This is a genomic window from Staphylococcus sp. Mo2-1 (assembly GCF_046721385.1).
GTDB lineage: Bacteria > Bacillota > Bacilli > Staphylococcales > Staphylococcaceae > Staphylococcus > Staphylococcus equorum_A.
This window is the reverse complement of the sequence record NZ_JBEUUK010000001.1, coordinates 2,540,749-2,567,665: the sequence shown is the minus strand read 5'-3', so window position 1 is coordinate 2,567,665 and position 26,917 is coordinate 2,540,749. Positions and strand designations below refer to the sequence as shown.

General features: G+C 34.4%; 14 protein-coding genes, 2 tRNA genes and 8 pseudogenes. 23 read left to right on the top strand and 1 reads right to left on the bottom strand.

Going from position 1 to position 26,917, the window contains the following annotated elements:
- Window positions 1–262 precede the first annotated feature (262 nt).
- The 5 genes and pseudogenes from ABLV95_RS13080 (at window position 263) to ABLV95_RS13060 (ending at window position 6,408) form a co-directional block, all read left to right on the top strand.
- A complete protein-coding gene (locus tag ABLV95_RS13080) occupies window positions 263–1,189 on the top strand; it encodes a DUF2232 domain-containing protein (protein ID WP_277580018.1) in 927 nt (308 codons plus the stop codon).
- Window positions 1,190–1,203: 14 nt separating this feature from the next.
- A pseudogene (locus ABLV95_RS13075) lies at window positions 1,204–3,039 on the top strand (DHH family phosphoesterase); the annotation flags it as partial.
- Window positions 3,030–3,401: pseudogene (gene rplI, locus ABLV95_RS13070) on the top strand (50S ribosomal protein L9); the annotation flags it as partial. The pseudogenes ABLV95_RS13075 and rplI, both read left to right, overlap by 10 nt.
- A 30-nt stretch (window positions 3,402–3,431) precedes the next feature.
- Entirely contained in the window at window positions 3,432–4,835 is a 1,404-nt protein-coding gene (gene dnaB, locus ABLV95_RS13065; RefSeq protein ID WP_069817312.1) for a replicative DNA helicase, read from the top strand.
- A gap of 289 nt (window positions 4,836–5,124) precedes the next feature.
- Window positions 5,125–6,408, top strand: a complete 1,284-nt coding sequence (locus tag ABLV95_RS13060; protein WP_069817310.1) for an adenylosuccinate synthase — start codon at window positions 5,125–5,127, stop codon at window positions 6,406–6,408.
- A gap of 108 nt (window positions 6,409–6,516) precedes the next feature.
- Here the strand turns inward: ABLV95_RS13060 and ABLV95_RS13055 are convergent, their stop codons facing one another.
- A complete protein-coding gene (locus ABLV95_RS13055) occupies window positions 6,517–7,731 on the bottom strand; it encodes a macrolide family glycosyltransferase (protein WP_460875947.1) in 1,215 nt (404 codons plus the stop codon).
- A gap of 287 nt (window positions 7,732–8,018) precedes the next feature.
- Between ABLV95_RS13055 and ABLV95_RS13050 the strand changes: the two genes are divergently transcribed.
- From ABLV95_RS13050 to ABLV95_RS12965, 18 genes and pseudogenes are all read left to right on the top strand, one after another.
- Window positions 8,019–8,093: transfer RNA gene (locus ABLV95_RS13050), tRNA-Glu, on the top strand.
- Between the two features lie 7 nt (window positions 8,094–8,100).
- Window positions 8,101–8,173, top strand: a tRNA-Asp gene (locus ABLV95_RS13045).
- Between the two features lie 241 nt (window positions 8,174–8,414).
- On the top strand, window positions 8,415–8,864 hold the full coding sequence (locus ABLV95_RS13040; protein ID WP_460875945.1) for a MarR family winged helix-turn-helix transcriptional regulator: 450 nt from the start codon (window positions 8,415–8,417) through the stop codon (window positions 8,862–8,864).
- A 370-nt stretch (window positions 8,865–9,234) separates the two neighbouring features.
- Window positions 9,235–10,643 (top strand): annotated as a pseudogene (locus ABLV95_RS13035) (DHA2 family efflux MFS transporter permease subunit).
- A 426-nt stretch (window positions 10,644–11,069) separates the two neighbouring features.
- A pseudogene (gene yycF, locus ABLV95_RS13030) lies at window positions 11,070–11,772 on the top strand (response regulator YycF).
- Between the two features lie 13 nt (window positions 11,773–11,785).
- Window positions 11,786–13,619, top strand: a pseudogene (gene walK, locus ABLV95_RS13025) (cell wall metabolism sensor histidine kinase WalK).
- Window positions 13,609–14,949, top strand: coding sequence for a YycH family regulatory protein (locus ABLV95_RS13020; RefSeq protein WP_427705695.1), 1,341 nt, complete (start codon window positions 13,609–13,611; stop codon window positions 14,947–14,949). Before walK ends, ABLV95_RS13020 begins: the two are co-directional and overlap by 11 nt.
- Window positions 14,950–15,729 carry a two-component system regulatory protein YycI gene (locus tag ABLV95_RS13015; protein WP_460875943.1) on the top strand — a complete coding sequence of 260 codons (780 nt, stop codon included), beginning with the start codon at window positions 14,950–14,952 and terminating at the stop codon, window positions 15,727–15,729.
- Between the two features lie 537 nt (window positions 15,730–16,266).
- A pseudogene (locus ABLV95_RS13010) lies at window positions 16,267–17,068 on the top strand (MBL fold metallo-hydrolase).
- Between the two features lie 603 nt (window positions 17,069–17,671).
- Entirely contained in the window at window positions 17,672–18,151 is a 480-nt protein-coding gene (gene rlmH, locus ABLV95_RS13005) for a 23S rRNA (pseudouridine(1915)-N(3))-methyltransferase RlmH (protein WP_460875941.1), read from the top strand.
- Window positions 18,152–18,187: 36 nt separating this feature from the next.
- Entirely contained in the window at window positions 18,188–19,150 is a 963-nt protein-coding gene (locus ABLV95_RS13000) for an AAA family ATPase (protein ID WP_460872224.1), read from the top strand.
- 196 nt (window positions 19,151–19,346) lie between these two features.
- The gene (locus ABLV95_RS12995) at window positions 19,347–20,846 is read left to right on the top strand and encodes an NAD-dependent epimerase/dehydratase family protein (protein WP_460872223.1); all 1,500 of its coding nucleotides are present in this window, start codon (window positions 19,347–19,349) and stop codon (window positions 20,844–20,846) included.
- A gap of 47 nt (window positions 20,847–20,893) precedes the next feature.
- Window positions 20,894–21,394: a TspO/MBR family protein gene (locus tag ABLV95_RS12990; protein ID WP_427705705.1), complete on the top strand. Its 501-nt coding sequence runs from the start codon at window positions 20,894–20,896 to the stop codon at window positions 21,392–21,394.
- A 4-nt stretch (window positions 21,395–21,398) separates the two neighbouring features.
- Window positions 21,399–21,872, top strand: a complete 474-nt coding sequence (locus tag ABLV95_RS12985) for a glycosyl-4,4'-diaponeurosporenoate acyltransferase CrtO family protein (protein ID WP_427705707.1) — start codon at window positions 21,399–21,401, stop codon at window positions 21,870–21,872.
- Window positions 21,873–23,362: pseudogene (locus tag ABLV95_RS12980) on the top strand (phytoene desaturase family protein).
- 66 nt (window positions 23,363–23,428) lie between these two features.
- A complete protein-coding gene (locus tag ABLV95_RS12975; protein WP_432722999.1) occupies window positions 23,429–24,472 on the top strand; it encodes a glycosyltransferase family 2 protein in 1,044 nt (347 codons plus the stop codon).
- Between the two features lie 55 nt (window positions 24,473–24,527).
- Window positions 24,528–25,409 (top strand): phytoene/squalene synthase family protein, encoded by an 882-nt coding sequence (locus ABLV95_RS12970; RefSeq protein WP_460875938.1) that lies wholly within the window; start codon window positions 24,528–24,530, stop codon window positions 25,407–25,409.
- Window positions 25,406–26,912, top strand: a pseudogene (locus ABLV95_RS12965) (phytoene desaturase family protein). Before ABLV95_RS12970 ends, ABLV95_RS12965 begins: the two are co-directional and overlap by 4 nt.
- The last annotated feature ends 5 nt before the right edge of the window (window positions 26,913–26,917 follow it).

The following is a 26,917-nucleotide window of genomic DNA, read 5'->3' as shown; positions in this document are numbered from 1 at the left end:
AATCAGAATAACCAATAGGACCTACAAAGTAGACTGACTGCTTTGTAGGTCCTATTTTTTCTGGGAAAACACATGGAAATAGCTGTGATCTTGTGAAGTAATAGGGGATTTAGCTGTCTCAATATCAACTGAAAGGATGAATATTAGTTTATCTTCGAATAGTTGAATGTGTAGCGTATGTTTAACTTCTATAGAAATGAGTTGGCAATAATTGTATAAAAGTTTTAAAGAGGTTAAAATAAAAGTTATAGTCAAAAATAGTATGGGAGTGGCGAATTTGTTTTCAAAAATATATCCTAAGGCAACTATACTTAGTATAATCACGCTAGTCGTAGTAGCTTTAGCTTTACATATATTACCACCGCTTGGGCTTGTATTGAGTTTGTTTGCGACAATTCCAGGCATTATTTTATGGCATAAGTCTGTAGAATCATTTGGTTTAACAGCAGTCGTAACAGTTGTTTTAACAACTTTATTAGGTAATATATTCGTATTAAGTATCATGGTCCTCGTACTCTTAGTGAGTTTCGTTGTTGGCCAATTATTAAAAGAACGTACATCTAAAGAGCGTATACTTTATATTACAACTACATACGTGAGTATGATCTCGTTAATTGCATTTATGGCATTACAAACATTTGATAAAATACCAACATCAACAACATTAATGAAACCTGTGAAAGATCAAATACATTATTATATTTCTAATGCAGGTGTTGGTGCAGATTATAAACAAATGTTTGAAGAAACATTCCGTCAATTATCAGTTCAATTACCAAGTTATGTAATCATTGCAGTATTTATACTTATATTAATCAATTTACTAGTTACTTTTCCAATTTTACGTAAATTCAAAATTGCTACACCAATATTCAAACCATTATATGCGTGGCAAATGAAGCGTTCATTGCTATGGATGTATATGATTGTCCTACTTTGTGTTATGTTTACTGCCGAACCGAGTGCGTTCCAAAGTATCGTATTAAACTTCGAAATTGTGTTATCATTATGTATGTATATTCAGGGGTTAAGTGTGATTCACTTTTTCGGAAAGGCAAAATCAATGCCGCTCACACTTACTGTGATTTTAATGGCAATAGGGACAATTCTAATGCCACTTACACATATTGTAAGCCTCCTGGGTGTTATAGATTTATGTATTAACTTAAAACGTATCATTAAAAAATGATTTGAGGTGGAAAAATGAATCGTCAATCCACTAAAAAAGCCTTGCTCTTGCCATTTATCATAATGGCGCTCACAGCAATTGCGCTTGTTGTAATATGGTTCGTTTTCAACCAAATTATGGCAGGCATCGCTGCGATTGTCTTAGTGGTTATAATTATAGGGACAGTATTTTTGGTAAGACAAGCTTTACAAAAACTAGATAGCTATGTAGATGATCTGAGTGGTCATATTTCTGAAGGTAGCAACATCGCAATTAAGAATTTACCTATTGGGATGATTATCTTAGACGAAAATGAAAACATAGAGTGGATGAACCATTTTATGTCGGAACGATTAGATCGTAATGTCATTTCCGACCCAGTAAACGAAGTATATCCTAATATCTTAAAGCAATTAGAAAAAACACAAGAAATTGAAATTAAAGAAAATGAATACCATTATCGTGTTCGCTATTCTGAAAAAGAACATGTTTTATACTTCTTTGATATTACAGAAGAAATTCAGACGCAAGAATTATATGAAGAATCTAAACCGATTATCATGACACTATTCTTAGATAACTACGATGAAATCACTCAAAATATGAACGATACACAAAAATCAGAAATCAACTCTATGGTTACACGTGTAATCAGTAGATGGGCAACAGAATATAACATTTATTTCAAACGTTATAGTTCTGATCAATTTGTGGCGTACTTGAATCAACGTATTTTAAAAGATATCGAAGAATCTAATTTTAGTATTTTAAGTCAGCTCCGTGAAAAGAGTGTTGGTTACCGTGCCCAACTTACATTAAGTGTTGGTGTCGGTGAAGGTTCTGAAAATCTCGTCGACCTGGGTGAACTTTCTCAGTCAGGCTTAGATTTAGCGCTCGGTCGTGGTGGCGACCAAGTAGCGATTAAGAGCATGAATGGTAATGTACGCTTCTATGGCGGTAAGACTGACCCAATGGAGAAACGCACACGTGTAAGAGCACGAGTGATTTCACATGCTTTAAAAGATATCTTGATGGAAGGCGACAAAGTAATCATTATGGGACATACACGTCCTGATTTAGATGCAATCGGTGCGGCAATTGGTGTATCCCGTTTTGCAATGATGAATAATTTAGATGCCTACATTGTATTAAATGAATCAGATATCGATCCAACGTTACGTCGTGTCATGGATGCAGTAAATGAAAAGCCAGAACTAAAAGATCGTTTCATTACTTCAGATGAAGCATGGGATATTATGACATCTAAGACTACATTAGTCATCGTAGATACGCATAAACCTGAAATGGTCATTGATGAAAATATTTTAAATAAAGCAAACCGTAAAGTCGTGATTGATCATCATAGACGTGGTGAAAGCTTTATCTCTAGTCCATTGCTTATATATATGGAACCTTATGCAAGTTCGACAGCTGAACTTGTTACAGAATTACTAGAGTATCAACCGACAGAACAACGTCTGACACGTTTAGAATCAACAGTTATGTTTGCTGGTATCATCGTAGATACACGTAACTTTACATTGCGTACAGGGTCTAGAACATTTGATGCCGCAAGTTATTTACGTGCACATGGTGCCGATACGATATTGACTCAGCATTTCTTGAAAGATGATCTTGATACGTATATCAATCGTACTGAGTTGATTCAAACGGTGAAACTGCAAGAGAATGGGGTAGCAATTGCCCATGGCTCTAATGACAAAATCTATCATCCTGTTACAGTTGCACAAGCTGCCGATGAACTGTTAAGTTTAGATGGTGTAGAGGCTTCATATGTAATAGCGAGACGAGAAGATAATCTCATAGGTATGTCTGCCCGCTCACTTGGTGCAGTTAATGTGCAAATAACTTCTTAATAAAGAAAAATTATGCGGTGGAAGCAACACCAGGTAACTTAAAACAATTAGAACAAAAAAATAAAGCAGTTGAAGCTGAGCGTCAACAACAAATTGAAGACGCTAAACAATTGAAAGAACAATTAAGTAATATTGAAGTCGAAGTATCTGCTAAAACAGGTGAAGGCGGCAAATTATTTGGTTCAGTAAGTACAAAGCAAATCACGCAAGCATTACAAAAACAACACGACATCAAGATTGATAAACGTAAAATGGACTTACCAAATGGTATCCATGCATTGGGTTACACAAACGTGCCAGTTAAATTAGACAAAGAAGTCGAAGGTACTATTCGTGTACACACAGTTGAACAATAATAACGGATTGAGATATGAGGTGTAATCGTAATGGATGGAATGTATGAACAAAATCAAATGCCACACAGTAATGAGGCTGAGCAGTCTGTCTTAGGTGCCATTATCATAGATCCAGAATTGATCAACACAACTCAGGAAGTATTACTTCCTGAGTCCTTTTATAGAGGTGCACATCAACACATCTTTAGAGCCATGATGAACCTCAACGAAGACAACAAAGATATTGACGTGGTAACAATCATGGATCAATTGTCACAAGAAGGACGATTGAATGAAGCGGGTGGTCCACAATATCTAGCTGAACTATCTAGTAATGTGCCAACCACACGTAATATTCAGTACTATACAGAAATCGTGTTTAAACACGCAACCAAGCGTAAATTAATACAAACAGCTGATAGTATTGCGAATGATGGTTACAATGATGAACTGGAACTAGATGTAATACTAAACGACGCGGAACGTCGCATATTAGAATTATCATCCACACGTGAAAGTGATGGATTCAAAGACATTAGAGACGTACTTGGTGAAGTATACGAGACGGCAGAATTATTAGATCAAAACAGTGGTCAGACACCAGGTATTCCTTCAGGTTATCGTGATTTAGACCAGATGACAGCAGGGTTTAACCGTAATGATTTGATTATTTTAGCTGCTCGTCCTTCTGTAGGTAAGACTGCCTTCGCGCTTAATATTGCGCAGAAAGTAGCTACAAATGAACGTAATTATTCAGTTGGTATCTTCTCGCTTGAGATGGGTGCTGACCAATTAGCGACACGTATGATTTGTAGTTCGGGCAACGTCGATTCCAACCGATTAAGAACAGGTGCAATGACTGAAGAAGACTGGAATCGTTTTACAATTGCAGTAGGTAAATTATCGCGTACGAAGATATTTATTGATGATACACCAGGTATCCGTATTACAGATATTCGTTCGAAATGTCGCCGCTTGAAACAAGAGCACGGCCTAGACATGATAGTGATCGACTATCTACAATTAATTTCAGGTAGTGGTTCACGTTTTTCAGACAACAGACAACAAGAAGTTTCTGAGATTTCTCGTACATTAAAAGCAATTGCCAGAGAACTTGAGTGTCCCGTAATCGCACTAAGTCAGCTATCACGTGGCGTTGAACAACGTCAGGACAAACGACCAATGATGAGTGATATACGTGAATCTGGTTCGATTGAGCAAGATGCCGATATCGTTGCCTTCCTTTATCGTGATGATTATTACAATCAAGGCGAAGATGAAGAAGACGATGATGACACGAACTATGAACCACAAACGAATGATGATAATGGTGATATCGAAATTATTATTGCCAAACAACGTAACGGTCCTACAGGAACTGTGAAGCTTCACTTTATGAAACAATATAATAAGTTTACAGATATAGATTATGCCCATGCGGATATGATGGGTTAGAAAAAAGATAAAATTAATTTTTCCGTACAATAATACAAACTTTTGTTTTATTGTACGGTTTTTGTTTGTATTTTATTCTTGAATCATAATGTAAGTATGTATCTTTTTTTAATGTAAAATACAATGAAAACATTGGTGTTACTATGTTTATCACATTTATTGGAGCGTTTGAATATTGATGAGAATTAGAAAAATGACGAAAAATCAATGTTCGATTTTTGTTTGCAATATCGTTGTGGTATTGGTAGAATACTCATTGGTTAATTGAGAAAAACTTGGAGGTGCTCATATGTCATCAATAGTAGTCGTTGGGACACAATGGGGAGACGAAGGTAAAGGTAAAATTACGGATTTTCTAGCAGAACAAGCAGATGTTATTGCACGTTTTTCAGGCGGTAATAATGCGGGCCACACAATTATATTTGGTGGAGAAACTTATAAATTGCACTTAGTACCATCTGGTATTTTTTATAAAGAAAAATTATCAGTGATTGGTAATGGTGTAGTCGTAGATCCAGTTGCACTATTAAAAGAATTAGATGCTTTAAATGAACGAGGTATTTCAACAGATAATTTACGTATTTCTAATCGTGCACAAGTTATTTTACCTTATCACTTAAAACAAGATGAATATGAAGAAGAACGCCGTGGAGACAATAAAATTGGCACAACGAAAAAAGGTATCGGCCCAGCTTATGTAGATAAAGCGCAACGTATCGGTATCCGTGTGGCAGATTTATTGGACAAAGAAACATTTGCACAATTATTAAAAAATAACATTGAATATAAAAATGATTACTTCAAAGGTATGTTTGGTAAAGCATGCCCAACTTTTGATGAAATCTTTGAAACATATTACGCTGCAGGGCAACGTATCGCACCTTTCGTAGTAGACACTGCTAAAGTATTAGATGATGCCTTTGTAGCAGAAGAAAAAGTATTATTTGAAGGTGCTCAAGGCGTTATGTTAGACCTTGATCACGGTACATACCCATATGTAACTTCAAGTAACCCAGTAGCAGGTAACGTTACTGTAGGTGGCGGTGTTGGTCCAACATTCGTATCTAAAGTTATCGGTGTATGTAAAGCATATACATCTCGTGTAGGTGATGGTCCTTTCCCAACAGAACTATTCGATGAAGATGGTCACCATATCCGTGAAGTTGGCCGTGAATACGGTACAACAACTGGTCGTCCACGCCGCATCGGTTGGTTTGACTCAGTCGTATTACGTCATTCTCGTCGTGCAAGTGGTATCACAGACTTATCAATCAACTCTATTGATGTATTGACTGGTCTTAAAGAAGTGAAAATTTGTACAGCTTATGAATTAGACGGCGTAGAAATTACTGAATACCCAGCAAACTTGAAAGACTTAAATCGTTGTAAACCAATCTTTGAAACACTACCAGGTTGGACTGAAGATATTACAGGTTGTCGTTCATTAGAAGAATTACCTTCAAATGCACGTAGATATTTAGAACGTATTTCTGAGCTATGTGATGTGAAGATTTCAATCTTCTCAGTAGGTCCAGACCGTAATCAAACAAACTTATTAAAATCTTTATGGTAGGAAAGTAATACCAAGTTAGGTCGCTAATCTAATGATGAAAAAATACCTTGTAGCGTTCACCATTAAGGGTGCGTCTACAAGGTATTTTTATTTATAAATAATTGTTATTTAATTGAATTGGCAAACTTTATTGCGAAAAGCGAGTATTTGATCTACTGCATATGCATAACCCGCTTCATCGACAGATTGCACGTTTTTTACTTTTTCGATATGTCTTTGATAATACATTTGATTTTCTAACATTTCTGATACAGCACAGTTTAATTGTTCAGGCGTAATGGTCTCAGCATCAATGTGATGACCTAAATTTAAGTCTGCAATCTGTTTAGCTACCATAGGTTGGTCTGCGCTCTGTGGGAAGGCTAGCATTGGCACATTCATCATCATAGCCTCGTTCGTGCTATTCATGCCCGCATGTGTTAAGAATAACGCTGTATGCTGTAATAACTCAGTTTGTGGTACATAATTTTTAATTATAAAATTATCCGGTACTTCATCGAAATCGTTGAGATGGTTTGTTTCACCGATAGAAACAACGACTGATGCGTTGATGTCTGCTAATGCTTTAAAACATTTATTGAAAAAAGCGATATTTTGATTAAAAATAGTTCCTAAAGAAATGTAAATGATTGGTCGTGTTTGATCAATGTCATCCATAAATCCAGAGGGTTGCGGTTGAATGACTGAAGGACCAGTAAAGACATAACGTTGCGCATCAAACAGGTCATAATTCATTTGGAAACCTTTCATTACATAACATAAGTTAAAATCTCCAGGATTATTCATCACTTCAAAGCGTGAGGGCACCTCAACGTTATATGTAGATTCAAGATGTTGTTTCAATTCATTAAATGTTTCATCTGCTTGTTTAATTTCATTGGCATCAACCATTGTTGTTAATTTTTCTGTAAATGCATTAAAACTTTGTTTACTATGTGCAAATGATGTAATAGAAGATATTGAAGGGATATTTAATTTTTGCGCAATGATATGACCACAACTAAACATAGAATCGTGAATCATATAATCATAATGCTCATCTTTCGTTTCTTCTAAAATTTGAGGCACAATGATATCCGCAGTTTTCAATAAACCGTTCATTACATTATATAAATGATGTTGACCATAAGATCTAAAACGATCGAGTATAGCATCAGTAGGTAACGTGCGTACTTCTACACCTGTACCGACTAATTTCTCTTTATATTTATCGCATATATAATAAACGACGTTTTCACCGCGTTCAACGAGTTCTTTACATACTGCAATAGTTGGATTAAAATGTCCGGGTGATCCTGAGTTGATAAATAATACGTTTGCCAAGGATAAGCCTCCTAATATATTTTATTACACAAGTTTAGCAAAAAGTTTTGAAAACAAAAAAGATTTTAAGTTGAATAGTTTTGTTTTAAAATATAAATTATTTACATGGCATTGAATCAATTTGAAGTTTTTTGCATTTTCATTAATGGCTTTATAGCAGTTTTTTCAAAATAAATCTTTAAATACTAACTTTATACAATTAATATAGAAAATTATACTAATAAAATTAAAAAAAGAGCTTGTCTTCCTTCTAGAGACTTGGTATAATTTAACTTGTGCTTAAGACAGGCTCCTTGGTCAAGCGGTTAAGACACCGCCCTTTCACGGCGGTAACACGGGTTCGAGTCCCGTAGGAGTCACCATTTTTTAGGTCTCGTAGTGTAGCGGTTAACACGCCTGCCTGTCACGCAGGAGATCGCGGGTTCGATTCCCGTCGAGACCGTATAATGCCCATCCAATAGGATGGGCATTTTTTGTTATCATTATCATTTGATTATACTAGTGTTATTACATATAGAAGCTATAAAATGAGCTTAATTTGAATTTGATAAAAAAATTGCTTATGATAAATGAGCATATGGTAGACCAATATCAATATTCAGCATAAACATAACGAGATGTCCCAGTGACGATGAGCATTTATTGGCATAGCATCATATGAAATTAATGTGAGGAGTGTAAGTATGGCAAATGATAAAAGTATAGAGGGATTGGATCTCATAGATTTAATTAGTGAACGTCACAGTGCGCTTAGACAAACCTTGGAATCCACAACTTCAGAGCAAATACAAGATGTTCACTTCAGCGGCTCAGAATGGTATCTGATTGATAAAATCAATTATGAGAAACCAACTTTTGCCGAACTTACTAGAAAAATTCATCTTACACGCCAAGCTATTCATAAAGCGATTAAACAATTAGAGCACAAAGGTGTCGTTCAAGTTGAAGCTGTGCCCAACAATAAAAAAGAAAAATGCGTAAACTTAACTACATTAGGTCTGCAGTGTTTTGAACAGTATGTAGAACATAAATTACAACTCGTTGCGCATATAGAAACAATGATTGGTAGTACACAGTTAGAGCAACTTAAACAAGTACTAAAGCAAGATTGGCGTTTAGAAGATATTGAATAAATAGATACTTAGGTGTCAGACAACAGAAGCAATTGTTTGATGCTTAATTTTTTCGAAAATAAATTTGTCAACTGGGTTGACATTTTTTCAGAAAATTTGGTACAGTAAGTAAGTTCATATTGAGCGGACGTTGTTTGTTGTCATCATGATTTAAATTATTTCCTGGGTGATACTAAACCGATGTTCAATTTATATAGACTAAAATGAAATGGAAATATAGGAATAAGTAGTAAAGCGTGGAGATGAATTTAATAAAATGAGCGACAAAGCACGATTGCTATACACTTGAATATGTACTTCAAGGTAACACTCACTTTATTATCTCTTAATTATACTTATACTTCGTTTACCATAAAAAGGAGTATATCAAATGGCAACACAAGTAATAGTGAAAAATCCAAAAATGTACGCACTCGTATTAATGATTGGTGGATTTATGGGTCTGTTTAGTGAAACAGCATTAAATATGGCTTTAACAGATATCATGGCTGATTTTCAAGTTTCAGCAGCAACTGTACAATGGTTAACAACAGGTTATTTACTCGTCATGGCTTGTTTAGTTCCCGCATCTTCGTATTTAATCAAATGGTTTAATACAAAGTCTCTAGTCATTACAGGCATATTATTATCTTTATTAGGCGTCATCGTAGGCGCACTTGCACCTAACTTTGGTTTGTTATTATTAGGACGTATTATACAAGCATTAGGTACAGGTATTTTGTTACCGATTATGATGACCGTACTGATGTTAATCTTCCCAATTGAAAAACGTGGTGCAGTGATGGGTATTATGGGACTTGTTATCACAGCAGGTCCAAGCACTTGGGCCGACGTTATCAGGTATTATTATTTCAGCATCAAGTTGGCACTTCATCTTCTGGATTAGCGCAATTTTATATATTGTCGTATTATTGATGGCATTTTCACATGTTGAAAATGTTGGTGAAATTACGAAACCTAGAATTGATATTTTATCGATTTTCTTATCGACGATTGGTTTTGCAGGTCTTGTATTCTCACTAAGTTCAATGGCAGAAGCGGCGTTTACAGATGTAATCGTTTGGTTACCATTATTGATTGGTCTCATTGGATTAGCAATCTTCATCGTGCGTCAGTTTAAAATCGATTCACCGATGCTTAACCTAAGCGTATTTAAGTACCCAATGTTTATATTAGGTGCGGCAATGGTGTTCATAACGATTTTATGTATATTATCTACAGGTATTTTATTACCACTCTATCTAAAAGGTGCGCTATTATTTAGTTCTGCTGTCGCTGGTTTAATCTTATTACCAGGTAACGCCGTGAACTTAGTATTGTCACCAGTTATAGGCTCGTTATTTGATCGCTTCGGCGCGAGATACTTTGGTATTATAGGCTTCGTACTTATGTTTATCTCAGCAATCTCATTTGCGTTCATGATTTCAGCGTCTACACCTGTATGGGCAATCATTCTCGCATTCATGGTGCTATTCTTTGGTATATCCATGGTTATGATGCCAGCACAAACCAACGCTTTAAATCAGTTGCCACATCAACTTTATGCAGATGGTTCAGCAACGATTACGACATTAATTCAAGTAGGCGGTTCTGCTCGGTACAGCGATTGCCATTACAATTTATACAACGGCAATGAAGTCATTCGGTTCAACTAACCCAAATGCCGCACAAGAAGTTGTACTAGCACATGGTGTCCAATATACCTTCTTCTTTATAGTAGGTTTAACGATAATTGGATTTATACTGTCTCTATTTGTTAAAAAAACGAAAACAATCTAAAAATAATAAGTGATACATATAAATAAGCGACGCATACATGTAGAAATTAGAGCGAATGAATCATTATTCGCTGTAATCTGAATACATGACCCGTTACTTCATATATGTATCACTTTTTTTGATTTTGGTATGGATGATGTATGCGTATTACATGCTTCTTAAAATGGAGCTTAAATGTAGGCTGTATATGGGTTATAGGCAAGAAGTTCGATTGATACGCTGATATTGTTTACACTTGATGCATCTATGATTTATCGATAAGTACCCATTTAATACGAACAATGTTATAATTTTACAATATACAAATATAATTTTCTATTTAGAAAAATAGAATTAATAGGTTATAAATGGTAAATTATACTAGAGAGAAAGACGTAGAATTTTTAAAAATGAACGTACTACAATTTAGAAATGAGGTTTATAAATATGGCTAGAAAAGTTGTTGTAGTCGATGATGAAAAACCAATTGCTGATATTTTAGAATTTAACCTAAAAAAAGAAGGTTACGAAGTATTTTGTGCTTACGACGGTGACGATGCAGTTGATTTAATATATGAAGAAGAACCCGACATCGTGTTATTAGACATTATGTTACCAGGACGTGACGGCATGGAAGTATGTCGTGAAGTACGTAAAAAATTCGAAATGCCGATTATTATGCTTACAGCAAAAGACTCAGAAATTGATAAAGTATTAGGTCTTGAGCTTGGCGCAGATGATTATGTAACAAAACCGTTTAGTACACGCGAATTAATTGCACGTGTGAAAGCAAACTTACGTCGTCATTATTCACAACCAAGCACAAGAAGTAGATAATGCATCCAATGAAATTTCTATTAAAGACATTGTTATTTATCCAGATGCATACTCTATCAAAAAACGTGGTGGGGAAATTGACTTAACACACCGTGAATTCGAATTATTCCATTACTTATCTAAACATATGGGTCAAGTAATGACACGTGAACATTTATTGCAAACTGTTTGGGGTTATGACTATTTTGGTGACGTGCGTACAGTAGACGTAACAATTCGACGCTTACGTGAAAAAATCGAAGATGATCCATCTCATCCAGAATATATAGTAACTCGTCGTGGCGTTGGATATTTCCTCCAACAACATGACTAGGGGACGCTTATAAATGAAATGGCTTAAATATTTTCAGTCTTTACACACGAAACTTGTTATTGTCTATGTGTTGCTCATTGTAATCGGTATGCAAATTATCGGTTTATATTTTACCAATAGTCTAGAAAAAGAATTAACACAAACATTTAAAAATAATATTTCGCAATACGCGAAACAAATCGAAATTAATATAGAAAAAGTCTATGACGAAGACAATTCGGTTAATGCTCAAAAAGAAGTTCAAAACTTATTAAATGAGTATGCGAATAGACAAGAAATAGAAGAAATCCGCTTTATTGATAAAGATCAGATTATTATGGCCACTTCAAAGCAGTCTACGCGTAGTCTAATAAATCAAAAAGCAAACGATAACTCTATCCAAAAAGCTTTATCTTTAGGCGAAATTAATAGCCATACCGTGTTAAAAGATTACGGTAACGGCAAACAACGTGTATGGGTATATAACTTACCAGTTAAAACATCGAACGACGGAACAATAGGTAACGTCTATATCGAAGCGGATATTAACGATGTATTTAAACAACTTAGCGAGCATCAACCAAATCTTTATCGTGGGTACAGGGATTTCCTTATTAATTACTGTCATCCTTGGTTTCTTCATTGCGCGTACGATTACGAAACCTATTACAGATATGCGTAACCAAGCCGCAGAGATGTCTAAAGGTAACTATACGCAACGCGTAAAAATATACGGTAACGATGAGATTGGTGAGCCGGCACTTGCCTTTAATAATCTATCGAAACGTGTACAAGAAGCACAAGCGAATACCGAAAGTGAGAAACGTCGTTTAGACTCAGTTATCACACATATGAGTGATGGTATTATTGCGACCGATCGCCGTGGTCGTGTACGTATTGTTAACGATATGGCATTGACGATGATGGGCTCACTAAAAGAAGATATTATCGGAGACTACATGTTAAACGTCCTTAAATTAGAGGAAGAATTCTCTTTAGATGAAATTCAAGAGAATAATGATAGTTTCTTATTAGATATTAATGAAAACGAAGGTATTATTGCACGTGTGAACTTTAGTACAATCGTTCAAGAAACAGGATTTGTGACAGGTTACATTGCCGTACTACATGACGTTACAGAGCAACAACAAGTAGAACGTGAACGTCGTGAGTTCGTAGCAAATGTTTCACATGAATTACGTACACCACTGACATCTATGAACAGCTACATCGAAGCGTTAGAAAGCGGTGCTTGGGAAGATAAAGAACTTGCACCACAATTCCTATCCGTAACACGTGAAGAAACAGAACGTATGATACGTCTCGTAAATGACCTCTTACAATTATCTAAAATGGATAACGAATCCGATCAAATTACGAAAGAAATCATAGACTTTAATATGTTTATTAACAAAATTATTAACCGTCACGAAATGTCCGATAAAGAAACGACATTTGTCCGTGAAATTCCTAATAATACGATTTTCACAGAAATCGATCCAGACAAAATGACACAAGTATTTGATAATGTCATTACCAATGCGATGAAGTATTCTCGCGGCGATAAACGTGTAGAGTTTCACGTGAAACAGAACGCGTTATACAATCGTATGACGATACGTGTGAAAGATAATGGTATTGGTATTCCAATCAATAAAGTAGATAAAATCTTTGACCGTTTCTACCGTGTGGATAAAGCACGTACGCGTAAAATGGGTGGTACAGGTTTAGGCTTAGCCATTTCCAAAGAAATTGTTGAAGCACATAATGGTCGCATTTGGGCAAACAGTGTAGAAGGACAAGGCACATCAATCTTCATTACACTGCCATGTGAAGTACTAGAAGATGGTGATTGGGATGCGGAGTAAAGAGTTAATCAAATCCATCATCCTATACCTTTTAGTATTAATGAGTGTTGTGCTGACATACATGACGTGGAACTTTTCACCAGACTTAGCGAGCGTAGATCAACAAGATAGTAGCAATAAAGATGCAAAAGCAAATACGATAGGTAAACCGCTCGAGCAAGGCATGAGTAAAGTTGTTGCCCCTTATCAAGTCATTCACTCTAATGGTGAAGATACAGAAGGTATGGAAGCAACACGTGGCAACGTCGAAGAGACGATTAGTCCCTTGAAAAACCAACGTGTATTACATGCCGAACAAATGCATAGTAATCATAATTTGATTATTCCAGACTTAAGCGATGAATTTTTAGTACTGGATTTCAGTTATGACATGCCACTAGCAACCTATTTAGGCCAAGTATTAAACATCGATGCCAAAGTACCAAATAACTTTAAATTCGACCGTTTATTAATTGATGACAATCAAGATGGCAAAGTTAAACTCTATGCTGTTAGTAAAGATCGTCATAATGTCGTACGTATGACGACGACGGCGAAGATCAGTTCATTGGCTAAACAAATGAAAGAACAACAGAAAAGTATGAAGCCATATACAGAGATTATTACCAATAAAGATACCATCGATAAGGCTACGCATATCTTTGCACCGAAGGCACCTAAAGGTTTAAAATCATACCACACGATTTATAATCGCATTAGTGTCGATACGATGAATTCTATACTCTTCAATGACTCTGTAGTCGTACGTAGCACGAAAAGCGGTACAGCGACATACAATAACAACACCGGCGTCGCCAACTACAGTGAAGATAATGAAAAATATCGTTACACGAATCTCTCAGAAGATGAGGATCGTTCAACAAACATGCAAGACAGTATTCCAAGTACTTATGATTACATCAACAATCATGGTGGCTTTACAGACGATTACAGACTGTTCAGCACAGATAATAAAGGCGGCGAACTAACATATCAAATGTTCTTAAACGGCCGTCCAACCTTCAATGATGACGACTTGAATAATATTAAAGTCTCATGGAGCGACAAAGGCGTCTTCAGCTATGCACGTGCATTGTTAAAATCAAATGTCACGATAGATAGCGGGGAAGATGAAATAGATTTACCAGGTGCTGAAACAGTCCGTTCAGAACTGGCAAATAATCCTGAAATCGACTTTGAAGAAGTAACAAACATGACGATTGGATACAACATGGAACATAAAGATGATGGTAGCGACATCGAAATTCAACGTAATAGTGAATTCAAACCACAATGGCATGTAGAGTATAAAGGCGAATGGCATGCATACAACGATGGGGGGCTAGAATAAATGAACTGGAAACGCGCAAAAACATTATTTATTATCGTATTTATTCTAGTCAACATTAGCCTGATTATTATCTACGTGGATAAAGTGAATAAATCACAAATTAGCGATAGTGAAGACGAAAATGCAGTGAATTTTAAACAAGAAGAAATTAAAATTCCAGAAAACCTCCCAAGTGTGAATGGTTTGAAAATGCAATTACTGACAGCAAGATCGAATGACTTCTCATCTTATGCGAAGACACGTCCAAGTATTACGAGCGAGCATTCAGGCGCAGTAGCCAAAGGCGATATTAGTGACCCAATTAACATCAGTAATGATCAATTCACCGACCTTAAATCGTATGTCAAAGGCGGCGTCTATAAAGGTGAAGACTACGAAATGAGCCATATTGATGATGAAAAAGTTACATTTGAACAAACATATAATGATTATCCAATTATGAATAATAGTAGAGCGAAATTGGAATTTAACGTTGAAAATGGCAAAGCTTCAAGTTATGAACAAACTGCTATGAAATCTATCGAGCCTTCAGAAGGTACGAATAACGATAAAAAGCAAGTGAACACAGCGCGAAGTGCCATCGAGGACCTTTACTATAATCGTTATCTCAAACGCAATGACGAAGTAACCAATGCAAGACTGGGCTACTATACTGTTGTTAAAGAGCCGAACGTTCAAGTGCTTGAAGCCAATTGGGAAATCAAAGTAAAACACGGCGACAAGATTAAAACATATTATGTCGAAGCCGTAGCGGACAGTCCGAAAATTATTGAAGAATAATCTTGTGGATAACTGTGGATAAGTTGAGAATGAAATTAAAACGCACACCCTTTTGAGTAAGGTGTGCTCAAACTGCCAACAAAGTCTCCGACTTTGTTGGCAGTTTTTTTATGCACGCTTTCCGCGGAAACTGCCTTAGCCTGTAGCTTCGACTCGTGTTGTTTCCTCAGGTGTCTCGCCAAAAATTTTTACAAGTCACGCATCATTATTAAATAACTTTTTAGAACGTGATTAATGGAATTTAAAAGATAGATTAGTATCTAAATAAACAATTTGGACATGCTGAAAGCTAAAAGTATGTTAAAATTAAATACTGTTAATGAGAGTTATTAAAGAAGTATGAAATGGTTCATAAGCGTATCATATACTTAGAATTTTGCAGATAGCTTAAGCTAATTTTTGAAAAAGAGCTCGTTTCATATTCTCAAAAACTTAAATAAATTAGTTTATTATAATAAATAATTAGACAGAGGGCATGTTGATGGCACATAAACCGGAGACTGCCCCATAAGTAATAGAAGCAATAGATTAGAAAGGGTGAATCGCTTGATACGTATGAGCGCATTGGCGAGTGGCAGTACAGGGAACGCCACTTATGTGGAAAGTGATAAAGGTAGTATTCTTGTCGACGCGGGTTTGACAGGGAAAAAAATGGAAGAGCTATTTGGACAAATAGACAAACAAATTAAAGATTTAAACGGCATCTTAGTTACACATGAACACACAGATCATATTAAAGGTCTAGGTGTGTTAGCACGTAAATATGGTTTGCCGATTTATGCGAATGAGAAAACGTGGACAGCCATTGAAAAGAAAGATAGTAAGATTCCAATGGATCAGAAATTCATTTTTAATCCATATGAAACGAAATCAATTGCTCGGATTTGATATCGAATCGTTTAATGTTTCACATGATGCGATAGATCCGCAATTCTACATTTTCCATAATAATTATAAGAAATTTACGATTTTAACAGATACAGGTTACGTTTCGGACCGCATGAAAGGTATGATTCAAGGTAGTGATGCTTTTATCTTCGAAAGTAATCACGATGTGGATATGTTACGCATGTGCGGTTATCCATGGAAGACGAAACAACGAATACTTAGTGATATGGGACACGTTTCAAACGAAGATGCAGGCTTAGCAATGACAGACGTCATCACAGGCAGCACAAAACGCATTTACCTGTCTCACTTATCACAAGACAACAACATGAAAGACTTGGCACGCATGAGCGTTGGACAAGTGCTCAATGATCATGACATCGACACAGAAAAAGAAGTATTGCTATGCGATACCGATAAAGCCAAAGCAACACCGATATATACATTATAGAAAATCTTAACTTCTTTGAAATTTAGATTTTCTTAATGCAGTAGTGGAAGCTACTGTAATCCATGATCAATATCAAAGCGAATTAGCCGACATCTCAATAGGAGGTATCGGTTTTTTTTACATTTTTCTAGCATACATGTTAGATGAAAAACATTTAATGAGAGTATTTTTATAGGAAAATTTACTCGATAAAAGAAGGAATATATGGGCATACAACCCTATGTCTTAACTGAAAATAACTATATGCAATTGACGGATAATTATAACAATTGGTGGAATGGTTATGTAGTAAGGATTCAGCAAAGATAGTATGAAGATAATGTAAATCCTGTGAATAAGTATGTAAGACAACCTCGAACTTATCCACGGAATTATACATAGTTATCCAGAGATGTGCACAATTCACAGGGAAGTACCCACATTGTACACAGAGTTATCCACAAATAAACAGGTTATTCACTCATTTTTGTGTAGAAACCGTAAACATTATTAAAAAACAGTATGCATTCCTGTTATAATAAGAGGGAATAGTGTGAATAAGTGTATAACTTGTGGATAAGTATAATAACTATCAACTACTACACAATTTTTTGGAGGATAACTATGAAGATTACGATACTCACAGTAGGTAAACTAAAAGAGAAATACTGGAAACAAGCTATAGCAGAATATGAAAAAAGATTAGGAGCTTATTCTAAAATAGAAATCATTGAAGTACCTGATGAAAAAGCACCCGAAAATATGAGTGATAAAGAGATAGAGCAAGTTAAAGAGAAAGAAGGTCAGCGCTTACTAGCAAAAGTAAAACCACAATCCACAGTGATTACTTTAGAGATTAAAGGAAACATGCTGACGTCAGAAGGATTAGCCAAAGAAATAGAAAGCCGCATGACGCGTGGCCAAAGCGACTTTACATTTATTATAGGTGGATCAAACGGTCTACACCAAGAGGTTTTAGACCGCGACAACTACGCCCTGTCATTCAGTAAAATGACTTTTCCACATCAAATGATGCGTGTCATTCTAATCGAGCAAGTCTACCGCGCGTTTAAGATCATGAGGGGAGAAGCGTATCACAAATAAAACTAAAAAATAGATTGTGTAATATTTAAAAAGGAGATGCTTACTATTAAACCATTTAATCTTAAGTACTTTAGTACTATTTATGAAACAGAAAATGAAAATTTATTAAAGTCATTTCTTAAAATGTATCACTATTGTTACTATACAAAAAATGGAATTAGTAGAGATGATAGAGAGCTAAAAGCTTTGTATAATTTAGTTGAAATATTAAAAGGGAAAAATGAGTACCTTAAATTATCTGGTTTCTTTTTAGGTTACAAAATTAACAATAATATTGATGAAGAATTTGATTTGCTAAGATTTAATGAAAGGTCTGTATTGAATATAGAATTAAAAAGTGAAATACCAAAAAATGGAATGAAAAAAGTTGAGGAGCAACTTAAAAGACATAGGTATGTATTAAAAGCTTTAGGCAAGGAAATATTCTCTTTTGTTTACATATTGGATTGTAACGAAATTTATAAATTAAGCAGTAAAGGGATTTTAGAAATAACTAACGAAAATGAAATATCAAGTTTATTAGATGAGAGTTTTTGTCAGTCTAATGAATTAGAAAATATAGATTTATCAAAGTTAATAATTTCTCCATACAGTCAACCAGATGAATTTTCTAATCATAAATACTATTTAAATCAATTACAATCAAAAGTTAAAGAGGATATATTAAATTCTGCATTTAATAAGATATGTATTGAAGGAGAATCAGGAACAGGTAAATCATTACTTCTATTTGATATTGCAAAACATTATAATACAAATAAAAAAGTTATATTGTTTATATGTGCTAAATTAAGTAATTCTAAAATCTTATCTGATATTATAGGTTTTGAAATTAGGTCAATAAGGGATTTTTATAATGTAAGTTTAGATGATTATGATGTTGTATTAATAGATGAAGCACAAAGGCTATATCAGAAGCAATACATTGAAGTGTTAGAAAAAGATGATATTAATGTAATATTTGCTATAGATAAAAAGCAAGTATTATCCCTTTTTTAGACAATTGTGATAATTTCGTAGAGTTATTTCATAATTCGTGCTAATAAAGATTGAAAAGTTTTAAAAAGGGTACAACATTAAGTAAGAGACTTGGAGCTCTTGTCAATTAAGATAATGAGCAAGTGAGCTCGTTACGTAAAAGATGAGCTGAGGTAAAGTTTACCTGCTCATCTTTTTCTATTTGGAGGCTAAATATATGAAAAAAATATTATTAACAGGCGCTTCGGGATATATCGGTAGTCACTTAATGAATAAATTAAAAGATAACTATGAAATTATAGCTATTTCTAGAAATATAGAAAATAAATCAAATGAACACAATGTTACTTGGAAGGCAGCTGACTTGTTTGATTTAAATGAAATCACTGGGGTAATGGAGGACATTGATATCGCTATATATCTTGTCCATTCTATGATGCCTTCAGCTAAGTTGACGCGGGCGAGCTTTGAAGATATGGATGCATTATTAGCTGATAATTTTGCTAAAGCCGCAAGTTATAACAAAGTTCAGCATATTGTATTTATGAGTGGTTTGATACCTAATACAAGTGAATTATCACCACATTTAAGAAGCCGTTTAGAGTGCGAACAGATTTTAGGATCATATGGTGTACCAGTAAGTACTTTAAGAGCTGGTTTGATTATAGGATCTAAAGGAAGTTCTTACCCTATATTAAAAAAATTAGTAGAAAGATTACCTGGCCTGTTGTTGCCAAAATGGGCTTATAATACAACATTGCCAGTTGCAATAGACGACGTGATTGACGGTTTATATAAAATTGTAGAGCGTAATCCAAATGAGAACGAATCGATAGATATTGGTGGACCTAGTCATATGACTTATAAAGATTTATTCAAGCAAACTGCAGAGGTACTAGATAAACGATTACCTACGATAGATTTGCCTATTATTCCCATTTGGTTAAGTAAATATTGGGTGAAACTTATTTCTGGGGTACCAAAAGAAATGGTTTATCCGTTAATGGATAGCTTAATTCATGATATGATTAGAAATGATGAAAATATTGTGAAAGACATTTCTATAGGCAAGATTGATTATAAGGAAAGTGTGCGTAATGCCTTGGAAGAAGAAACTAAGACACAAAAGAAAGGGAAGCCATCACGTAAGGGCGATATTAAAGATGTTAGAGCAATATCGAGGGTAGTCTTACCTAAAGATGTAAATATGATTCAATTGGCAGAATCCTATGCAAATTTTTTAAATAAAATCACATTAAATGTCGTTAATAGTGATTTTAATGAAGATAACTTTACGATTAGTGTGCCGTGTTTAAATAAGGACTTACTATTATTAATTAAAGATTTTAAAGCTTCTGATAATGAGAGAATTTTATATCGAATTGTTGGTGGAGATTTCGCTTTAGATTCAGATGGTGGTAATGCGAGATTAGAGTTTAGAAGATTACCTAATAGTGACGCATGTATCATAGCGTTACAAGAATATGAACCGACGTTACCTTGGTGGGTATATAAGTATACCCAAGCAAAAGTTCATAAAAGTGTAATGAATCTTTTTAAATTCAAGATTAATAGCCAAAAAACTAATAAAGGAGAATACTTTAATATGAAGAAGTTTATTTTGCCAATTGTTATTACAGGTGCAATTGTTTTGAAAGTATATGGATTGAAAAAGTATTTAGCTAGAAAAAATAACATGTCCAATGCCGAATTGTAAAGGCTAAAATAAAGGCTAGTTACTTTTACAAAAAGAGGAGATTGACTATGAAAACAAATGAAATAATTAAATCAATCATAAAAGTTATAACACCAATTACAGGCGGTAAATTTATAGGGAAATTTGCAGTGAAAAACGCGAGAAAAGATTATAAAAATAATGTTAAACCACCTTTTTCACCACCCGGCTATGTCTTTCCAATTGTGTGGCCAATACTTTATACAACGATGGGCGTAGCTTATGCATTAGTGACTAATAAATCTACTAGTAAGGATTTGAAAGGTGCTTATTACACGCAATTAAGCCTGAATTATCTATGGTCGATATTATACTTCAAATATAAATTACGCTTTAGTGCGTTGATAGAGAGTGTTGTATTACTGGGCGCGGTAGTTACAACAACTGTAAAATTTTTCAATGTAAAAAAAGTTGCCGGCATTTTACTAGTTCCATATATGCTTTGGAGCGCTTTTGCTACTTATTTAACAGCTGGTAATTGGTATTTAAATAAAGATAACCCAAGCTATACAGCGAAATCTGAGCATTAAATTGATGAAAAAGATTATATATATTGCGCTATATTGGTTTATAGTTCAAATGATTATTGCTCAACTTGGTACTCGTATTAGTTATAAGTTCTTAGAAAAAGATAATAAGTATTTTCGAAGTTGGAATATTGAGCAAGAGGGTCAATTATGGCAACAATTAGTTAAAGTGCAATATTGGAAAGATCATTTGCCAGACGGTCAAAATCTTAACCCTAATATCAGTAGTAAAGCGATTTTCGATTTATCTAAAAATATGAATGATATACAGCGATTTATATTAGAAACTAGACGTGCAGAGGTGGTTCATCTGCTATCCATATTTCCTGTTATTGCGTTTTTTAAAGCGTCAAAAAGCGTTAAAATAATTAATTTTATATATGTCATTATAGCTAATGTGCCTTGTATGATTGTTCAGCGCTATAATCGCCCTAAGTTAATACGTATTTATAATAAATTACAAAAAAGAAAAGGTGATTAAATGGGAAATAAGAAAGTGGTTGTCATAGGGGGTGGCTTGGGAGGGATTGCTAGCGCAATTTGTATGGCTCAAGCAGGCTATCAAGTGGATTTATATGAACAAAATAAGCATATCGGTGGAAAGGTAAATAGGTTAGACATAGATGACTATGGATTTGATCTCGGTCCATCAATTTTAACCATGCCTAAAGTATTTCAACGCCTATTTCAACGATGTGATGAAAGGCTAGAAGATTATGTTAGCATTCGTAAGTTAAGTTTACAGATTAGAAACGTTTATCCAGATGGCCAAATTTTAGATTTATATGAATCCATGGAAGATATGTTAACAAATAATGAATCGTTAACAAATAAAGATATAGAGCAACTTTCTTCGTTTTTTAGTTACGCACAAAAGATACATCAAGTTGCTGAAAAAAGCTACTTTGGTAAGGGATTAGATACGATGTTTGCAATTATTCGTTATCATGGTCCGTTTTCAGCTTTAAAGCAATTCGATTATTTTCGTACAATGCAACAAGCCATTAATAAAAGGGTGGATAACCCATATTTAAGAGAAATGCTAGGTTATTTCATAAAATATGTAGGCTCCTCATCTTATGATGCTCCGGCTGTATTGAGTTTATTACCTCAAATGCAACATGAGGAAGGTTTGTGGTACGTAGATGGTGGCATTCATAAGTTAGCGGAAGCGATGGAACAATTAGCGAGAAAATTAGGTGTGGGCATACATTTTAACACCCCCGTAAAACATATCAATTATAATAGTCAAAATAAGGTGACAGGGATAACAATAGAAAGTAATGAGGAAATATATGCAGATTACATTATATCTAATATGGAAGTAATCCCTGTTTATAAATATTTATTGAATTTTGATGCAAAGCAAATAAACAAATTGGAACGTAAATTTGAGCCAGCTAGTTCAGGTTATGTCATGCATCTTGGTGTGGACAAAAGTTATCCAGAGCTTCAACATCATAACTTTTTCTTTTCAAGTAATTCTAAAGTTAATTATGATCAAGTTTTTCACCAGTATGTTTTGCCTGAAGATCCGACTATTTATGTAGTGAATACAAATAAAACAGATAAGACACAGGCGCCAGAAGGACACGAGAATATAAAAATATTGCCACACATACCATACATTCAGAATAAGTCATTTAGTGAAGCAGAATATCTGCAATTCCGAGAACGTATATTGAATAAATTAGAGTCTATGGGCTTAAAAGATTTGAGAAGGCACATTGTATATGAAGATATATGGACGCCACTTGACATTGAAAATACATACAATTCTAATAAAGGAGCTATATATGGCGTAGTTTCTAATAAGAAGAAAAATAAAGGTTTCAAGTTTCCTAAAAAAGTCAGTACTTCAAAAATTTGTACTTTGTAGGTGGTTCTGTAAATCCTGGCGCTGGTATGCCTATGGTCACTTTGAGTGGTATGCAAGTAGCAGAAGCTATTATTAATGGAGAAAGTAGTTGAGGCTGAATGATACTTTATATAATAGCAATAGTATTGACGATACTATCACTAATAAGTGGAATGTGTATGTATGCGCGTCGAGCGATTATAAATAACTCCGGAAAAGAAAGAGGTCAGACAGCCGTCAGTGTTATTGTACCTGCTAGAAATGAAGCGGAGAACTTACCTAAATTACTTAACAGTATAAGTAAAGAGCAAGAAATAGAAGTAATTGTTATGGATGATGGTTCAACTGATGAGACACAAGTTGTTGCTAGATATTATGGTGCGAGCGTATATACTGTTGAAAATGATACTACATGGCAAGGTAAGTCACATGCTTGTTGGCAAGGTAGCAAATATGCAACGCATGATTTATTGATGTTTGTTGATGCTGATGTTCAGTTTGCTTGTGATGATAGTATTCAAAATATAGCCAATCAATATGATTTACAAGGTGGTAAAGGTTTGTTATCAATACAACCTTATCACAAGATAAAAAAGCTATATGAAAATATATCGGCGATTTTTAATTTAATGACAATCGTAGGTATGAATCAATTTTCAATCACGAAATCAGCAAATAATGAGCAAGGCGCGTTTGGACCAGTCCTTGTGACAAATAAGCAAGATTATAAATTGACACAAGGACATTTGAAAGCTAAAAATCAAATCATTGAAGGCTTTGCAATAAGTAAAGCATATAATCAGCAAGGTTTGCCAGTTAGTTTGCATGAAGGCCAAGGTGTAGTGAATTTTAGAATGTATTCTCAAGGATATAAAGCGCTATTAGAGGGTTGGAGTAAACACTTTGCACTTGGCTCTCAAGTAACTAAAAAGTCTACGCTTACGTTTGTATTTTTATGGCTATTTGGTTCACTTACAACAGTTTTAGCGATAATTTTTTCAATTAATTTAGGCTCGTTATATATATTATTAGCTATTACTCTATATTTTATATATGCGATACAATTTCATATATTTATTCGAAGAACAGGAAATTTTAATATCGTTGCGAGTTTATGTCATCCACTGCTCTTCATATGCTTTGTCGTGATATTTTTTAAATCATGGTTAGATATCAATGTATTCAAACGTATATATTGGAAAGGCCGTAGAATAGATTTATAGCTTAGTTTTTTATACAAATGTCAAGAAGTTCTAGGCTTACTGAGGAGGCCAATAAATGAATCAATTAGAGAGAGATTATAACCATTGTCACAATATAATGAAAGAACATTCAAAAACGTTCTCATATGCCTTTGATTTTTTGGATTTAAAAAGGAAAAAAGCAATTTGGGCTATTTATGCAGTTTGCAGAATTATAGATGACAGTATTGATAAATACAAAGACCTTGAGCAATTAAACGGCATAGCTAGAGATTTAGATGTGATTTATAGCGATTGTGATTATATTCAAGCGTATCAAAGTGATGCGGCTATTATGAATGCTTTAAGTAATACATTGAATACATATTCAATACCTAAAAAACCTTTTGAATCTTTAATTCAATATGTGAAGGAAGATTTAGTTTTAAAAGAAATGAAAACTGATTCAGATTTATATGAGTATTGCTATGGTGTGGCAGGTACTGTCGGTGAATTGTTAACTCCTATATTAACTTCATCAAATGAAAATAATTTCGAGCAAGCTGAAGAAGCCGCGATTGCTTTAGGCAAGGCAATGCAAATAACTAATATTTTAAGAGATGTCGGCGAAGATTTTCAAAATGGAAGAATTTATCTAAGTGTAGAAAAATTAGCTCAATATCGAGTTAATCTATATTCTATATATTATGAAGGAGTTACGCCAAATTATATAGAACTGTGGGAAAGTTACGCTACAGAGGCAGTTAGGTTATATGATATTGCATTAAACGGTATTAATTATTTTGACGAAGAGGTACGTTACATTATCGAATTAGTCACGATAGCTTATCATGAAATACTTGTGGAAGTAAGGAAGGCAAACTATACGTTGCATAAGAAAGTATATGTAAGCAAATTGAAAAAAATGAAAATTTATCGTGAACTTAGTGCGAAATATAATAGGAGTGAAACATTATGAAGATTGCAGTTATAGGCGGCGGTGTTTCAGGTTTAGCTGCAGCTTCAAGATTAGCAACAAACGGTCACCAAGTAGATTTATATGAAAAGAACCAACAAATAGGTGGCAGGATGAATCAGATCAAGCAAGATGGATTTACATTTGATATGGGACCAACCATCGTAATGATGCCTGAGATTTATCGAGACGTTTTTAATTACGCTCAAAAAAATATGAATGATTACTTGGAAATTAAACAATTATCACATATATATGATGTTTATTTTAGTGAAACAGATCAAATTCGCGTTCCTACAGATCTTGCTCAATTAAGAGATATGCTTGAAAGTATTGAACCTAACTCTACACATGGTTTTATGTCCTTTTTAACAGATATATACGAAAGATACGAAATAGCACGAAAATATTTTCTAGAACGTACGTTTAGGAAACCTACGGATTTTTATAATCCTTTTACTATATATCAAGGTATGAAACTCAAAACATTTGATAAAGCAGATAATTTAATTGAAAAATATGTTGATAATGAAAAAATCCAAAAGATTTTAGCGTTTCAAACATTATATATAGGTATCGACCCTAAACGAAGCCCGTCATTGTATTCAATTATACCCATGATAGAGTTAATGTTTGGCGTTCACTTTATAAAAGGTGGTATGTATAGCTTTGTCAGAGCGCTTCAAACGCTAAATGAAGAATTAGGTACTCAAATTTATACCAACGCAAACGTTGAAGAAATTATCATTGATAGTAGGTATAAGCGTGCGGAGGGACTAAAAGTAAACGGACATATAGAAAAGTATGACAAAATGATTTGTACTGCTGATTTTCCATATGCTACTTCATCTTTAATTAAAAATGAACATCATCCTAAGAAGTATACGACACAGAAAATTGATAATATGGACTATTCTTGTTCTGCCTTTTTAATGTATATAGGGGTTGATAAAGATTTATCCGAAGAAATTTTGTTACATAATGTTATATTTTCAAAGGATTTTGATAGTAATATCAATGAAATATTTTCCGGGGAAATATCCCAAGATCCATCAATATATGTATACGCTCCTAGTGTGGAAGATCAGTCGTTAGCGCCAGAAGGTCAAACAGGTATTTATGTGCTGATGCCCGTTTCAGAATTGAAAACAGGTGATACGGATTGGTCTGATGAGTCAACAATCACACAAGTGAAAGATATTATTTACAATAAGCTTTCTACGATTAAAGCGTTAAAAGATTTGAAAAAGCAAGTTGTGACAGAAATTATTTATACGCCTAAGGATTTTGAAGGAGATTATAATGCTAAATTTGGAGCAGCCTTTGGTTTAATGCCTACTTTAGCGCAAAGTAACTATTACAGACCGCCTAATGTGAGCAGAGATTACAAAAATTTGTATTTTGCTCGGAGCTAGTGTTCATCCAGGGGCAGGAGTGCCAATTGTACTGACGAGTGCTAAAATTACAGTTGATGCTATGTTAGAAGATATTAATAATGGTATATAAAAAAC

Bases quoted from the DNA above. Each gene is read 5' to 3' on its own strand.
- ABLV95_RS12975 (WP_432722999.1), top strand. From the start codon at position 23,429: ATGTATGCGCGTCGAGCGATTATAAATAACTCCGGAAAAGAAAGAGGT.
- dnaB (WP_069817312.1), top strand. From the start codon at position 3,432: ATGGATGGAATGTATGAACAAAATCAAATGCCACACAGTAATGAGGCT.
- ABLV95_RS13015 (WP_460875943.1), top strand. From the start codon at position 14,950: ATGAACTGGAAACGCGCAAAAACATTATTTATTATCGTATTTATTCTA.
- ABLV95_RS13000 (WP_460872224.1), top strand. From the start codon at position 18,188: ATGCTTACTATTAAACCATTTAATCTTAAGTACTTTAGTACTATTTAT.
- ABLV95_RS13020 (WP_427705695.1), top strand. From the start codon at position 13,609: ATGCGGAGTAAAGAGTTAATCAAATCCATCATCCTATACCTTTTAGTA.
- ABLV95_RS13080 (WP_277580018.1), top strand. From the start codon at position 263: ATGGGAGTGGCGAATTTGTTTTCAAAAATATATCCTAAGGCAACTATA.
- ABLV95_RS12985 (WP_427705707.1), top strand. From the start codon at position 21,399: ATGAAAAAGATTATATATATTGCGCTATATTGGTTTATAGTTCAAATG.
- ABLV95_RS13060 (WP_069817310.1), top strand. From the start codon at position 5,125: ATGTCATCAATAGTAGTCGTTGGGACACAATGGGGAGACGAAGGTAAA.
- rlmH (WP_460875941.1), top strand. From the start codon at position 17,672: ATGAAGATTACGATACTCACAGTAGGTAAACTAAAAGAGAAATACTGG.
- ABLV95_RS12970 (WP_460875938.1), top strand. From the start codon at position 24,528: ATGAATCAATTAGAGAGAGATTATAACCATTGTCACAATATAATGAAA.
- ABLV95_RS12990 (WP_427705705.1), top strand. From the start codon at position 20,894: ATGAAAACAAATGAAATAATTAAATCAATCATAAAAGTTATAACACCA.
- ABLV95_RS12995 (WP_460872223.1), top strand. From the start codon at position 19,347: ATGAAAAAAATATTATTAACAGGCGCTTCGGGATATATCGGTAGTCAC.
- ABLV95_RS13040 (WP_460875945.1), top strand. From the start codon at position 8,415: ATGGCAAATGATAAAAGTATAGAGGGATTGGATCTCATAGATTTAATT.